Here is a 14704-nt window from a genome sequence, read left to right on the forward strand (position 1 = left end):
AGACTTAGATTTGCTCAAAATCTAATTTTAACGTGCTCATGGGGCTGATTGGCACTGTGTTCTAGCGGAGCATGCTAAATGTTCCTCATTATCTCCCGATCCATTCAGCCCCATGAATGTTGGATGTATAAATGACCCAAGCAAGTTGCTAAGGAATAGATATGACAGATACTACGCAAAATACTTTATCGTTGCGTCTTAAAACAGAGACTGCAATAGAGCACGACCGTATGGAAATGCTGATGGAACAAGCCAAGGTATTTGAGAGCAAAGAGAATTATGCGCAATTCACTTTGTCACAATACTATTTTCAACGTGATATTGAATATCTCTATCAATCTACAGCGGTCGGTGCTGTGATCCCCGATTTAGATATACGTGGGCGCTCAGAGGCGGCACGTCAAGATTTAACAGACTTAGGCATTCAGCCTCAAGGCATGGACATCAGTACTTTACATGTTCGTTATCCGCAAGCGTTAGGATGGATTTATGTTTCTGAAGGCTCAACTTTAGGCGCGGCTTTTTTGTTTAAAGAGGCACAAGCCAAATTGGGCTTTAGTGCTGATTTTGCTGCACGTAATTTAGCGGCTTATCCAGAAGGGCGTATGCGAGTATGGAAACGTTTTAAACAGGCACTGGATGATGCTCAGTTTTCGCCCAGTGAACAACAACAAGTGGTAGATGGTGCGATGCAGGCTTTTGCTCATTTTGGTGATTTACTCAGCCATCTTGATACACTGAAATAAATCTAAAATACGTTGATTTATTTGTGTTATGACGCGTTGCTTGATCAGAGTTGCGCGTCATTCAATATAAAAAGCAATCCATACAGATAAAAACGAGATAAAAACGAACACTGGGAATAAAAACGAAACGAGGAGATAAAAATGAAAACTGGGAATAAAAATGAAAATAGCATATAAAATGAAAGTCATTTTTGATATTAATTATCATTTGCGTTTTTAGCGCAATTGCGTATGATTTTATTTAGTATCACACTATAATCTAATTCCTATCTGGTTTTACCATCTGATCTATCATCCGATTTATAAGAGTCTCTTTACCATGCACCAAACCAAAGTGTTGTTCCTTAGTTATATGCTTTTGCAAATGTCCTTTATGATGGTACTGCCGATTATTGGACCAGTAATTCGAACACAAGGTTTATTGGAGTGGCATGCTGGTTTAATTGTGAGTTTGTCGGGTTTATTTTGGATGTTAACCGCTAAATTTTGGGGCAAACGTAGTGATCAATTGGGACGTAAGAAAGTATATTTACCGCTGACCATTGGTTTTTTTGTCAGCTATCTTTTATGGGCAATTTTTATTACCTATACACTACAACATCATTTAACCGTCATGACGATTTTGTTGGTGATGTTGTTATTACGTTGTGTCAATGCAAGTTTCTTTTCTGGGGTAAACCCGGTGGTGGTGGGCTATATTGCAGACCATTACCAAGGTGAACAACGTGCTGCCTATTTGGCTGGCATGGGCGCTGTGGGGGGGTTAGCACTATTTGTGGGTCCATTTATTGGGGGAGCATTATCGAATAGCAGTTTAAGTTTACCTTTTTATTTTGCAGCAGCGCTGCCGTTATTGGCATTATTGCTTATCACATTTAAACTCAAAGAAAGCCAACGCATAATAGAACCCAGTAAAATACAAAGCGTGAATTTAAAAATGACGGATCCACGTATTCGCTTTGCCGTGTTGATGATGTTTTTGACCATGAACTGTATTTTGACATTCAATATGTGTATCGGCTTTTATACCTTTGACCATTTGCATTTAAGCAGTCAACAACAAAGCGCATCAATTGCAGGCATGACCTTAAGTGCAGTGGGTTTAACATTGATTATTGTGCAAGTGATTTTATCTAAAATTAAACCGAAAAGACACTTTCTATGTTTATCGCTCGGGGTATTATCCATGGTGGTCGGTATTATCAGCGTGACCCTGACAGAAGGTTTGCTCTTATTTGTTTCTAGTGCGATTTTAATGGGAATCGGTGGTGGTATGATTTTCCCAATGTTGAGTATTATTACTGCCAATCGTGTAGAAGCCCATGAGCAAGGTGCTGCATCTGGGCTGATTTCTGCCGCTCAGGGTTTAGCCATGATGATTACGCCTTTATTGGCAACCGTGCTATATCATTATAAAATCGAGTTGCCTTATTGGTTGGCGGCATTGCTTTTATTGGTTGTCGCATTAATTTTACCCAAAAGAATTAAAAATGAAGCGCAACACTTACAGCGCTTGGAACAGACAAAATTGCGATCTTAAATTGTCGTCTTAATAACAGGCTTAATAACAATGCATCGCATCGTATGTGAAGGATGACATACGATGTACTATTTCCCCAATAATATAAATTTTAAAATCTTTATTTTGAATGATCAGTTTTAAAAAAGATGACTGAGTTATTTGCTATTCGTCGTGTTTATTTTTTTATTTATGTTATATTTATCATGTATTTGTGCTGGATATTCATTAAATATGCCTATACGACGATTAAAATATCAACGCATCAAGAGCATGACGAGCATAGTTTTCTCAATCAGTGTTCTGCTCGCACCACAATTTTCGATGGCAAAAGAATATCGTTCTTTTTATATGCAGCCACCAGCGATGAGCGGTTTGCAGCATGATTTTGTCATTAAGCCAAAACGCAAAGCATTTTCTGCCGCAAATGGGCGAGATGGTTTAAGTAGCGCAGAATATCAAGCATTAGCTGAAATTGACTGTTTGCAGATGAAAACAGATTTGCAGGTCTATGAGTTTATATATAACCATTTTGATGAGCTTAGCGCATCGTTAAAACAATCCGGTTTTAATGATATTAGCCTCAGCAAAGAAGATTTCGAAGAAGAATATCGAGCCTTTAAAGATCAAGCTGAAAATCCCAACATCACCTGTATGTAAGCAAAATTATCTGTTTTAGAACTGTTTTAGAATATGCATAACCCGCGTGTCATCAACATTAAACCATGTTGTTCGATGATTGTTGTTTTAAAGACAATCCTTGCGAGTATATGCTGTGATAGCAATAAACATGACCAACAAATATGCTAAAGTGATTTATGGCATCGTTTTTTCAAGTATGATTTTAGTGGGATGCCATGATGATAAAGACGATGAAAAACCCAGTGTTATAAGTAAAAAACCATTAGAAGTGAATATTTTACATATTAATGATAGCCACTCACATCTGGATGAAGAAACCCTACAATTGCTGTTAGAGACCTCAGCTGGAACGCGTGAATCGATACAGGTATCCAATGGTGGTTTTGCGCGTGTTGCTGCTTTCATAAATGAGTTGGCAGGTACTGAGAAGAATCCAATTAAAATTCATGCTGGTGATGCTTTAACGGGTGATCTGTATTTTACTTTAAAAGAAGGTGAGGCAGAAGCCGACCTCATGAATACCGTTTGTTTTGATAGTTTCACCTTAGGCAATCATGAGTTTGATAATGCCGATGCGGGTTTAAAGAAATTTATAGACTTTTTAAATAACAAAGGGAATTGTAAAAATAAAACCCAAGTATTGAGTGCCAATGTGCAATTTGGTGCCAGCTCGCCATTGTATAAAAGTGATTTGGTTAAACCTTATACCATTATTGAAAGAGAAGGGCAGAAAATTGCGCTCATAGGCTTAACCATTGCTGATAAAACTAAAAATGCTTCACGTCCCAATGCCGATACTATATTTCATGATGAACGCGTTACGGCACAAAAATATATCGATCAGCTTAAACAACAAGGTATTAATAAAATTATTGTGCAATCACATTTAGGCTATGGTTTAGAGCAAGAGCTAGCACGCCAGCTATCGGGTGTTGATGTGATTGTTGGAGGTGATTCGCATACTTTATTGGCAGATTCTAAACTCAAAAATTATGGTATTAGCCCTGAAGGTAATTATCCGACTCTATTAAAAAATAAAGATGGTGATCAGGTCTGTGTGGTACAGGCTTGGCAATATGCCTATGTGGTGGGGCAACTCAAAGTAAACTTTGATGCCGATGGCAAAGTAAGTAATTGTCAGGGTCGAGCCAATGTATTAATCGATGACAATTTTAAGCGTAGTGCGAAAGACGCAATGGTCTTAAATAGCCAAGAGCTGGCTATGATTCGCCAAGATGTCGCCCAAAGTAATACATTAAAAATCGTCAAACCCGATCCATATGCATTACGTATATTAGAGCCTTATAGCATTGCAAAAGCATTATTAGGGCAAGAAAAAGTTGCCATTGCCGAAGATAATCTTTGTTTACGTCGAGTACCGGGTTCAAGCAAGGACACATCGAGATCAGTATTGGGAGATGTGTGTAATAAATCAGATTTTATTCATCAACATGGTGGTGATGTACAGCAATTGGTTGCCGAGGCATTTTTACAACAAGGCAAAAAATATTTTAAAGCAGATATCTCCATTCAAAATGGTGGTGGTGTACGAGTCGATTTACCCAAGGGCAATATTACGGTAGAGAAAATATATACCGTACTGCCATTTAAAAATACCCTAGTGCAATTAAAAGCCACTGGGCAAGAAATTAAAGCGGTATTAGAAGATGCTATGGATGCCGTGGTCAAAAATAATTCAGGCAGTTATCCTTATGCTGGTGGTTTGACATGGCATGTTGATTTAACCCAAGCCAAAGGACAGCGTATATCCAATTTACAAGTACGCAATGCACAAGGTCAATATCAAGCATTGAACCCCAACCAATATTATCAAGTGATCACAATTAACTTTTTAGCAGATGGACAAGACTTTTATAGCAGCTTTAAAAATATTACAGGTGATCGTCGGGTTGATGTTGGCTTGGATTATGCTGAGGCATTTTTACAGTACATCGAAAATTTAGCAGGGAATAAAGGCGCAAAACAGCTAAAACGTTTAGCGACGGAGCAATATAGTACACAACGTTATAAGGAATAAAAGCGCTAGATTTTCTGATTGTGGCTGAATGGCATTCATCCTTTTGAATGATGAATGCCATGGTTATTCCATTTAAGTTAAGTAAGCCATGATCTTGGGAGGAGATGATTCCCAAGATCCGTTATATAAGCTGTTATGCAAAAGGTAAAATGCTTAGCGTGCCAGCCAAGCAGGGAGCTCAGCCACAACACTGTCCAATTTCTCGTTCAGTGGCGCGCCACCTTGTGCTAAATCAGGTTTACCACCCCCTTTACCGCCGAGTTCAGTGGCAAGATGTTTGATGATGTCACCCGCTTTGAGCGTCGCAGTCAATTCTTTGGCAACAGATGCAATGAGACTGACTTTGTCGCCATCTACACCGATGAGGATAATAACAGCATCGGCTAATTTAGACTTGATGCCGTCATGCAAATGCCGCAAAGCTTTGGCATCTGTGGCAGGAATGCTGCAGATCAGTGTAGAACGATCTGCGATTGTTTGAACTTGGCTTAAAAGTTCGGTCGCTTGGACGTGAGCCAGTTTTTGGTTGAGTTGTTCAATTTGCTTTTGTAGCGCACTATTTTGCTCTACTGCGGCTTGAACCCGATCTACAGTTTGATCTTTTTGCGCTTTAAGTAAGCTGTTGATGTGTTGAACATCAGCTTCCGTTTTTTGCACCCAAGCAAGTGCTGCGCTACCGGTAATTGCTTCGATACGGCGTACCCCAGCAGCAACACCACTCTCAGCAGTAATTTTAAATAAACCAATATCACCAGTACGACGGACGTGTATACCACCGCAAAGCTCAATCGAGAATGCCTTATTGTCACGTAGCGTTCCCATGGTTAAAACACGGACTTCATCACCGTATTTTTCACCGAATAGCATCATTGCACCTTTTTCTTTGGCACTTTCGATATCCAGTAGTTCGGTTTGTACAGCGGTATTGGCAATTACTTCTTGGTTAACCAAGCGTTCAACTTGCTGTAATTGTTCAAAGCTTACGGGTTGATCATGGGCAAAGTCAAAACGCAGCACATCACTGGCAACCAAAGAGCCTTTTTGTTGCACGTGGCTACCGAGGATTTGACGTAGTGCTGCATGCAATAAGTGCGTGGCAGAATGGTTGCGAGATATCGCTGCACGGAGATCGGCTTGCACAGTTGCTTCAACTTGTTGCTGAGTCGCAATACTGCCCATGGTCAGGACACCGTGATGGACAATGGCTTTGCCAGATTTCTTGGTATCTTGTACTTCAAAGATGCCATGTTCATTTTTAAAGAAACCAGTATCACCGATTTGACCACCACTTTCTGCATAGAATGGGGTTTGGTCTAGGATGATAATCGCTTCATCACCCTCTTGTAATGCTGTGACTTCTTCACCATCTTTATAGATGGCAATGATGTGCCCCTGACCTTGGGTTTGTTCATAACCGTCAAATTGTGTACATGCATCGGTTTTGATGAGGGTATTGTAATCGACAGCAAATTTACCGGCATCACGGGCGCGTTGGCGCTGCGCAGCCATTTCCACCTCAAAACCAGCTTCATCAATTTCAAAACCACGTTCACGGGCAATGTCTGCGGTGAGGTCGGTAGGGAAACCATAGGTGTCATAAAGTTTAAAGACTGTGGCACCCGGAATAACTTTGCTAGAGAGTTGCGCTAACTCAGCTTCTAGTAATTTCAACCCTTGTTCAAGTGTTTTGGCAAACAGTTCTTCTTCACGAATCAAGGTTGCTTCAATCCGTTGACGTTGTTCTGCCAGCTGCGGGTAGGCTTCGCCCATTGTTGCAATCAGGGGTTGCAGCATTTTATAGAAGAAGGTACCTTGCGCGCCCATTTTATTACCATGACGGACAGCACGACGGATAATACGGCGTAGTACATAGCCGCGACCTTCATTGGATGGGTTAACGCCATCGGCTATTAGGAAGCAGCAAGAACGTGCATGGTCTGCGACAACCTTAAGCGAGGCAGGATAGTCTATGGTTTTATGCTCTTCTGCTGCGTTGAGTACATCTTGAGACAGCTCTACACCGATGATCTCTGCTGCGGCTTTGAGTAAGTCTTGGAATAGGTCAATTTCATAGTTGGAATTGACATGTTGTAAAACTGCAGAAATACGCTCTAAGCCCATGCCTGTATCGACAGATGGTGCAGGTAGGGGATGCAGTACACCGTCAGCGGTACGGTTGAATTGCATAAAGACGTTATTCCAGATTTCGATGAAACGGTCACCGTCTTCTTCTGCTGTGCCCGGTAGACCGCCCCAAATGTGCGCACCGTGGTCATAGAAAATTTCAGAACAAGGACCACATGGACCGGTATCACCCATTGCCCAGAAGTTATCTGAAGCGTATTTTTCGCCTTTGTTGTCGCCAATACGGATAATACGTTCTGCCGCAAGACCAATTTCTTTATGCCAAATATCAAAAGCTTCGTCATCGGTATGGTAGACCGTTACGTAGAGTTTTTCTTGGTCTAGCCCGAGCCATTGTGCAGAAGTCAGGAACTCCCAGGCAAAGCGGATGGCGTCACGTTTGAAATAGTCACCAAATGAGAAATTACCCAACATTTCAAAAAAGGTGTGGTGACGTGCAGTATAACCAACGTTATCTAAGTCATTGTGTTTACCACCAGCACGGACACATTTTTGTGAAGAGGTTGCGCGAACATAGTCACGTTTGTCTAAGCCGAGGAAGCAATCTTTAAACTGGTTCATCCCAGCATTGGTAAAGAGCAATGTCGGATCATTGGCGGGAACCAGAGAACTCGATGCGACACGTGTGTGGCCTTGCGATTCAAAGTAGCGCAAGAATGCTTCACGAATTTCAGCGGATGTCATATAACGAGTACTCACAACCAAGTCACTCCATAATTTTGAATTTGGCTAAATGTATATTCTAGAATGCTTCTTTAGAGCTGAAGCGCTTGGAATAATACGCGGCTTATAAATTGAAAACGACAAATTATAACGGAAAAACTTTAAGCAACCAACGACTTTAGCACGAATAAATGGCAATTCTCCTGATTGCCGCTATGCTTGAATGGGCAAGAGGCTTAGCGCTGTTGCCCTAAGCCATGTATCTTACGGCAATGTATCTTGCGGTAAAAAGCCAGTATTGCTGGGTCTATGCGTTGTGAAATCGATGCATTGCACGTGAGCGTCCTAAAAAGGTTAAAAAACTTAGGCTTGATTTTAAAAATCCGTTAAGATGACGCAGGTTTGATGTAACAACGTAGGATAACAAATGCAACGTGTGGCGATTAATGGATTTGGTCGAATAGGACGTAATGTGGTGCGCGCTTGGTTTGAAAACCCTACGCCATTTCAGTTTGACATTGTTGCAATTAATGACATTGCCGATGCTGAAACCTTGGCGCATTTATTTCGTTATGACTCGAGTCATGGTCGTTTTGCAGGTCAGGTGTCATTAGAACATACAGCTGACGGCAGTTATCTCAATATTACTCATGCTGAGCATCGTCTACGGATTTTGATGTTGCAACAGCCGGACCCTGCGGCCTTAGCTTGGGCTGACCTCGCGGTGGATGTGGTACTGGAATGTACCGGGCATTTTCGTTCACGTGCTGCGGCAACTCAACATCTCAATGCCGGTGCTAAACGCGTCATTATTGGTGCAGCACCATTTGATAGTGTTGATGCAGCTGTGGTGTATGGGGTCAACCATGATGAGATCAAAGCGCAAGATCGTATTATTTCTAGCGTGTCGTGTACCACACAAGCCTTGGTGCCCTTGGTGAAGATTATTGATGATGCCTTTGGGATGCAAAGCGCATTAATGACAGAAATTCATGCGGTGACTGCAGATCAGTCGGTGCTGGATCAGGCACATCGTGATTTACGTCGTGCGCGTGCTTCGGGGCATAATATTATTCCAACCACATCATCGGCACTGGCTGCATTGCAACAAGTATTGCCACAGATGCAAGGGCGCATCGACGGTTATTCGATACGGGTACCGACTTTAAATGTAGCGGCAATTGATTTGAGCTTTGTAACGCGTAAAGCAATAGATATTAAAGATTTAAAACAACGTTTGTGTGAGGCTGCGCAGCAAGATTATGCTGGCATTATGCAGGTTACCGATGAAGCATTGGTATCGAGTGATTTTAATCACTCACCTTATTCATTAATTGTCGATCTCAGTTTGACCATGCAAATTGGTCAACAATTTAAAGTCTTCGCTTGGTATGACAATGAATGGGGCTATGCCAATCGCTTATTAGACCTCTGTAATGCTTTAGCGATTGCGGCTGAGCATTCATAGCTTAGATTATCAAATTCCTAGCACATCACTGACTAGCACATTGTTTCACAGCGAGCATGTCGCTGCACTTATATGTTATTTATGTTGTTGGACTCGCATAGTGCTTAAAAATTAGCAGAGCACATTGGGGCTCTGCTTTGATGCTGGGCTTAGACGCTATTGCACGAGGCTAAAAACTAAGCCTTGTTAATGTGTGGCTGATGGATTTCTGCTTGAATCCAAATATTGCCACGGATGTATTGTCCAATGGCAAATTGCTGCGCAGTGGCATTCGGTGCAGCAACACGGACCAAGATGGCAGGCTGGTTTTGTTCCAGCATTAAGGTGACATCATACAGCTGAATGTCTTTTTCCATAAACTTCATACTGCTGATGCCCACAATTTTACCTTGGAACCAAGCTTCATCTTCTTGCCCTAGTGTTTCACCATATAAGTAGGCGACCATTTTAGAAAAATCGACAGTAACCGGTTCAAGGTCTTGCGCTGATTTGGGCTGCCATGCATCGATGAGTTCTTGTAGGTTATCGGGTGCAATGCCTTGGTGAGCCGATAAAATATCATTCAATGCGCGATGATGTTTGATGGATGCTGCATCATCCACCACGATTTGTTCGTGGTCTGCGACTTTTTCAAGGTCATAGGCCCAAGCATTGAGTTGCACAGCATAATCTTGTTGTTTTTGATATTGGGTATGGTTAACGCTATAGAGTGTGTCAAAGGCATAGACCACGGCATTGGCACCAAGATTCAGCTGTAAAACCGCTTGGCTATTGGATTGACTACAAATAATGCGTTGTACTGTGGCTTTTATTTTATAGGGGCTGCTAAAACTAGGGAATGCGGTTTTGACCGCTTGGGGTTTATGCTCTACTACATCAATCACTTGGTTCAGCATGACTGCACTATGTTGTGGTCCCTGAATCAGCCAAGTAGTTGGGTCCATATCACTTTCTTGTGCACAAAGCCCCATTGGCATAATCGGTGCGTTGAGTGCCTGACCTAGCCAGCTCGGAACCACTGCACAGGCATCTTCGTCTAACAAACTCCAATGTTCAACATGGCTGCCAAAGTTTTGTTCATCAATGCGAATTATTTCTGGGCTATTATGATTGTGCATAAGCTTTTATTTAACAAATGAATAACATTGCTTATTAAATCGAGGGTGATTGGGATAATTCAAGCCTGCAGAGGTAAAATAGCCCTAAAAATGCATGGAATAACCAAAAATATCCAGCGAGTTGTCGATAAAATAAGCAGATTGTTTGGTGGAGCAGGGTAGTCGACTAAAAACTTTGCAATGCAGCACAGTAAAGTTGAGCAATTTGCTAAGATAGTTTTTTCTGTGTAAATGGGTGTGCTCTGGTGTTGTTATTTAAATTATGGGTTGATGCCGATGCGCTGCCGCGGATTTTAAGAGAAATTATTTTAAGAGCATCTGATCGTTATCAGTTGCAAGTATTTTTTGTTGCCAATCAAGCGACCGGTATTGCCAATTCTACCCGTGTACAAAGCATACAGGTTATGTCTGGTGCCGACAAAGCCGATCAGGAAATTGTGGCACGTATGCAAGCGCATGATATTGTGATTACGCAAGATATTCCCTTAGCCGCTGAAGTGATTGCTCAGGGAGGCGTAGCTTTACATCCGCGTGGTGAAATCTATACTGCCGCCAATGTCAAAGCACGTTTGCATTTAAGAGATTATATGGATGTATTACGCGGTGCTGGGGTACAAACCGGTGGTCCAGCGCCAATTTCTGAACGTGATAAGCGTGAATTTTCCAGCCATTTAGATCAACTGATCCAAAAACAGATACGTCTGTCTTCAGCACCCTAAAGCTGAAGCAGTAACGATACTGAGCTTATGTGTTCGTCGTTAAATCATTTATTGGGTTCAGATCACAGTCTATAGTCTATATTGAGCGCGCGGCAAAGGATTTTTCATGTCTAGTACAGCATCCACCAGCAACATCGTTTTGACATATATGTTATTGGTGGTGATTTGGTCCACAACCCCATTGGCCATTGTTTGGAGTGTCACTGATCTTCATATCATGTGGGCGTTATTACTGCGCTTTGTATTGGCTTTGCTGTTGTCTGGCAGTTTATTGCTGCTGTTTAGAATTAACTTGCCATGCAATCGTCAGGCGCTACACAGTTATTTGGCGGGTGCTTTTAGTTTGATTGGTTCGCAGATTTTTACCTATGCGGCAACCCAATATTTGAGCTCGGGTATTCTGGCGCTGATGTTTGGACTGGCACCGATCATGGCGGGTTTAATTGGACACTTTGCTTTTTCACAGCGTTTGCATGCCGTGCAATGGCTTGGCATGTGTGTGGCGGTATCGGGTTTGGCAGTGATTTGTCTGAGTGCTGGAACGGGGCAGCATGTGCAACTGACGGGTATTATCTTGATGTTGTTTAGCGTATTTTTTTACTCGCTTTCAATATTTTGGGTCAAGAAAGTCAATGCACAACTCGATGTCATGGCACAGGCAACGGGCTCTATTTTAGTCTCCACCTTGCTGGCGTTGTTATTATTACCGTTTATTTGGCAATATGCACCGACGCAATTACCATCCCTCAAAACCATGCTGTCTCTGATTTATACTGTGGTGATGGCATCGATGTTGGCGATGTATTGCTATTTTAAATTGGTGAAAAATATTCAAGCAACCACGCTGTCTTTAACCACTGTCATGACGCCTTTGTTGGCGTTGTTATTGGGTGCGCTATTGAACAATGAAATCCCCAATGCTTGGGTACTTTTAGGGGCAGTCTTATTGTTATCTGGGCTGTTAATTTACTTTATGCGTATGTTCGGTGCGCGTGTTTAGCACGGATTGCAGGTATTCGGTGCTGTGCTGTAGTGCTGTTGCTGAATGTTATATCGAGGGATGAAAGGTCGCGTCATTGTTATAATCACTGGCTTGTTCTTGTTGATGTTGTCGTATACAGGCAGCCAATTTGACCCGATCGTTGGGATGTAAACTGACAAAATAAGCACCTATGCGATAAGGTCCTTGCTCGGTACTTTCGGCGTAGGCAATTTGTGCTGTGGCTGCAATATGAAAGGCGTGATCTGGATGACTTAGAGTGACATGTAAGTGACATCCTGTTTTGAGCGCTTGATCATGATAGAAACTAAAGCCACTTTCGGAAAAGTTTACTTGTTGCGGGGAAGGGAGTAGGCTTTGCACGGTCGAGTCATATAATGCGCCGGTAATTAAGTTGAGCTTTTGATTGAATAAGTTCAGGATTTGAGCAATATGTTGATCTTTTTCATTTAATTGTTGTAATTCGTATTTAAGTGCGTGATCAAATTGATCTAATTCGGCAAGTAGTAGAAAATAGCGCGGCAAGATAAAATTGGGATCATATGGATCGCGCAGCGCGGCTTCATCACTGATAATCTGATAATTTATCCTTAGTGCAGCATCGATACGAGACATCATACGACGTTCTAAAGTACTCGATTGATGCTGTGAAATATTCATAAAAACCTCGGATTAGATTGGTATGTTTAAACCTATCTCGCTGTATATAGGGTTGAGATATACACGCGCAAGGCGTAGTAATCACTTTATTTCTTTTATTGCTTTGGTCTCTATGATCGGTCTGACCTTAGGGGTTGCCGTATTAATTACGGTCTTATCTGTGATGAATGGTTTTGACCGGGAATTAAAAAATCGCGTTTTGGGCATGGTGCCACAAGCGACGGTTTCTTCCAACGAAATCTTAACAGATTGGCCAGATCTTGCAAAGCAAGTCGATCAACAGCCGCATGTTGTTGGCGTTGCTCCTTTTACCCAATTACAGGGCATGTTAACTGCGCAAGGGCGAGTTTCAGGTTTATTGGTCAATGGGATTGAACCCAGTTACGAGAAAAAAGTATCAATTATTCAGAATCATATGGTACGCGGTAGCATCGATAGCTTAAAAGCTGGCGAGTTTGGGATTGTCTTAGGACAGGCACTCACAGATGGCTTAGGCTTAGAGCTGAATGATTATGTGACTTTGGTTTTACCCGAAGCAACGCCGTCACCTGCGGGTGTGGTTCCTCGTTTTAAACGGTTTAAAATTGTTGGGATTTTCAGTATTGGTGCCGATGTTGATTCAACAATTGGCTATATTGCGTTAAATGATGCTGCGACATTATTGCGTCTACCTGCTGGAGCACAAGGTTTACGACTCAAACTCGATGATATTTTTGCTGCACCGCAAGTATCACGTGATGTCGCTCGTAGCTTACCTGGGGCGTATTATCCGTCAGACTGGACCTATACCCATGGTAATTTGTTTAGCGCGATTCAGATGGAAAAAGCCATGGTCAGTTTATTATTATTCCTGATCGTATTGGTTGCTGCTTTTAATATTGTTTCTTCACTGGTGATGGTGGTCACAGATAAAAAAGCTGACATTGCAATTCTACGTACCTTAGGGGCTTCGCCGAGCACCATTACCCGTATTTTTATGGTGCAAGGGACGGTGATTGGTGTGGTGGGGACTTTAGCCGGTGCGGTGCTGGGGGTTATTTTTGCATCCAGCATTAGTAATATCATTGATTGGCTCAATCATGCCTTGGGCTTACATTTATTTGATGCCTATTTTATTAACTACTTACCTTCTTATTTACGTTGGCAAGATGTCTTGTTAATTGTCAGTGTATCTTTGGTCTTGAGTTTTGTAGCAACCATTTATCCAGCATTACGTGCTGCAAAAATTCAGCCTGCGGAGGCATTACGCTATGAATAGTTCTGTGGTTTTAGCAGCGCGTGATGTGAGCAAACACTTTGCCGATGGTAAAAATCGCGTTGAAGTATTGAAAAACTTAAGTTTGGATATTCATGCTGGTGAGTTTGTTTCTATTGTGGGTGCCAGTGGTTCTGGTAAAAGTACCTTATTGCATATTTTGGGCGGCTTAGATCGCCCAAGTGAAGGGGAAATTTACCTCAACGGCGCACGTTTTGATAGTCTGGGTGAAGCTGAGCGTGGCGAGCAACGTAATTTGCATTTAGGTTTTGTGTATCAGTTTCATCATCTATTGCCAGAGTTCACCGCTTTAGAAAATGTGGCGATGCCTTTGATGTTACGTCGCCATAGCCGTTATGCCGAGGTGGAACAACGTGTTAAATATCTGTTAGAGCGTGTTGGGCTCAGTCATCGTTTGACCCATAAACCTGGTGAATTGTCAGGTGGGGAAAGACAGCGTGTGGCATTGGCACGGGCTTTGGTGACCGAACCGAAGTTGATGTTAGCCGATGAGCCAACGGGGAACCTAGACCGCAAGACAGCAGATGGGATTTTTGCGTTACTCAAAGACCTACAACAAGAGCTGAATATGGCAATGCTCATCGTAACTCATGATGAACAATTGGCGAAATCTGCCGATCAGATTATGCATATGCAAGATGGTGTGTGGTATTAAGCTCTCTGCTTATAGCACTTATAGACTTATAGACTTATAGCACTTATAGATAGAT

11 protein-coding genes and 2 pseudogenes are annotated in these 14704 nt (G+C 42.1%); 10 read left to right on the forward strand and 3 right to left on the reverse strand.

Annotated features, from left to right (window positions below):
* The first annotated feature begins 161 nt into the window (after positions 1-161).
* The 4 genes from BFG52_RS05350 (at position 162) to BFG52_RS05365 (ending at position 4945) form a co-directional block, all read left to right on the forward strand.
* Positions 162-746, forward strand: coding sequence for a biliverdin-producing heme oxygenase (locus tag BFG52_RS05350; protein ID WP_067553365.1), 585 nt, complete (start codon positions 162-164; stop codon positions 744-746).
* Between the two features lie 319 nt (positions 747-1065).
* A complete protein-coding gene (locus BFG52_RS05355) occupies positions 1066-2286 on the forward strand; it encodes an MFS transporter (protein ID WP_067553367.1) in 1221 nt (406 codons plus the stop codon).
* Between the two features lie 252 nt (positions 2287-2538).
* Complete coding sequence (locus BFG52_RS05360) at positions 2539-2925, forward strand: hypothetical protein (RefSeq protein ID WP_157758071.1); 387 nt, start codon at positions 2539-2541, stop codon at positions 2923-2925.
* Between the two features lie 130 nt (positions 2926-3055).
* Complete coding sequence (locus BFG52_RS05365) at positions 3056-4945, forward strand: bifunctional metallophosphatase/5'-nucleotidase (protein WP_067553374.1); 1890 nt, start codon at positions 3056-3058, stop codon at positions 4943-4945.
* A 153-nt stretch (positions 4946-5098) separates the two neighbouring features.
* Here the strand turns inward: BFG52_RS05365 and alaS are convergent, their stop codons facing one another.
* A complete protein-coding gene (gene alaS / locus BFG52_RS05370; RefSeq protein ID WP_169817562.1) occupies positions 5099-7789 on the reverse strand; it encodes an alanine--tRNA ligase in 2691 nt (896 codons plus the stop codon).
* A 391-nt stretch (positions 7790-8180) separates the two neighbouring features.
* Between alaS and BFG52_RS17475 the strand changes: the two are divergent.
* Together BFG52_RS17475 and BFG52_RS05375 are read left to right on the forward strand one after the other, a co-directional pair.
* Positions 8181-8456, forward strand: a pseudogene (locus BFG52_RS17475) (glyceraldehyde 3-phosphate dehydrogenase NAD-binding domain-containing protein); the annotation flags it as partial.
* Positions 8454-9221, forward strand: a pseudogene (locus BFG52_RS05375) (type I glyceraldehyde-3-phosphate dehydrogenase); the annotation flags it as partial. The pseudogenes BFG52_RS17475 and BFG52_RS05375, both read left to right, overlap by 3 nt.
* 176 nt (positions 9222-9397) lie before the next feature.
* Here BFG52_RS05375 and BFG52_RS05380 read toward each other — a convergent pair.
* The gene (locus BFG52_RS05380; protein WP_067553379.1) at positions 9398-10339 is read right to left on the reverse strand and encodes a hypothetical protein; all 942 of its coding nucleotides are present in this window, start codon (positions 10337-10339) and stop codon (positions 9398-9400) included.
* 245 nt (positions 10340-10584) lie between these two features.
* Between BFG52_RS05380 and BFG52_RS05385 the strand changes: the two genes are divergently transcribed.
* Positions 10585-11058 carry a YaiI/YqxD family protein gene (locus BFG52_RS05385; RefSeq protein ID WP_067553381.1) on the forward strand — a complete coding sequence of 158 codons (474 nt, stop codon included), beginning with the start codon at positions 10585-10587 and terminating at the stop codon, positions 11056-11058.
* Between the two features lie 106 nt (positions 11059-11164).
* Positions 11165-12058, forward strand: a complete 894-nt coding sequence (locus BFG52_RS05390; RefSeq protein WP_067553383.1) for a DMT family transporter — start codon at positions 11165-11167, stop codon at positions 12056-12058.
* A 48-nt stretch (positions 12059-12106) separates the two neighbouring features.
* Here BFG52_RS05390 and BFG52_RS05395 read toward each other — a convergent pair whose 3' ends face one another.
* Positions 12107-12718, reverse strand: a complete 612-nt coding sequence (locus BFG52_RS05395) for a hypothetical protein (RefSeq protein WP_067553385.1) — start codon at positions 12716-12718, stop codon at positions 12107-12109.
* Positions 12719-12740: 22 nt separating this feature from the next.
* On the opposite strand from BFG52_RS05395, the gene BFG52_RS05400 reads away from it, so the two are divergent.
* A complete protein-coding gene (locus BFG52_RS05400) occupies positions 12741-13976 on the forward strand; it encodes a lipoprotein-releasing ABC transporter permease subunit (protein ID WP_067553387.1) in 1236 nt (411 codons plus the stop codon).
* Positions 13969-14649: a lipoprotein-releasing ABC transporter ATP-binding protein LolD gene (gene lolD, locus BFG52_RS05405; RefSeq protein ID WP_067553389.1), complete on the forward strand. Its 681-nt coding sequence runs from the start codon at positions 13969-13971 to the stop codon at positions 14647-14649. Before BFG52_RS05400 ends, lolD begins: the two co-directional genes overlap by 8 nt.
* Positions 14650-14704: the final 55 nt, after the last annotated feature.

Source organism: Acinetobacter larvae (assembly GCF_001704115.1).
Classification (GTDB): domain Bacteria; phylum Pseudomonadota; class Gammaproteobacteria; order Pseudomonadales; family Moraxellaceae; genus Acinetobacter; species Acinetobacter larvae.

Excerpts from the sequence above, each read along its gene's own strand:
- BFG52_RS05350 (WP_067553365.1), top strand. The coding sequence starts at position 162 with ATGACAGATACTACGCAAAATACTTTATCGTTGCGTCTTAAAACAGAG.
- BFG52_RS05355 (WP_067553367.1), top strand. The coding sequence starts at position 1,066 with ATGCACCAAACCAAAGTGTTGTTCCTTAGTTATATGCTTTTGCAAATG.
- BFG52_RS05360 (WP_157758071.1), top strand. The coding sequence starts at position 2,539 with ATGACGAGCATAGTTTTCTCAATCAGTGTTCTGCTCGCACCACAATTT.
- BFG52_RS05365 (WP_067553374.1), top strand. The coding sequence starts at position 3,056 with ATGACCAACAAATATGCTAAAGTGATTTATGGCATCGTTTTTTCAAGT.
- BFG52_RS05380 (WP_067553379.1), bottom strand. The coding sequence starts at position 10,339 with ATGCACAATCATAATAGCCCAGAAATAATTCGCATTGATGAACAAAAC.
- BFG52_RS05390 (WP_067553383.1), top strand. The coding sequence starts at position 11,165 with ATGTCTAGTACAGCATCCACCAGCAACATCGTTTTGACATATATGTTA.
- BFG52_RS05395 (WP_067553385.1), bottom strand. The coding sequence starts at position 12,718 with ATGAATATTTCACAGCATCAATCGAGTACTTTAGAACGTCGTATGATG.
- BFG52_RS05400 (WP_067553387.1), top strand. The coding sequence starts at position 12,741 with ATGTTTAAACCTATCTCGCTGTATATAGGGTTGAGATATACACGCGCA.
- lolD (WP_067553389.1), top strand. The coding sequence starts at position 13,969 with ATGAATAGTTCTGTGGTTTTAGCAGCGCGTGATGTGAGCAAACACTTT.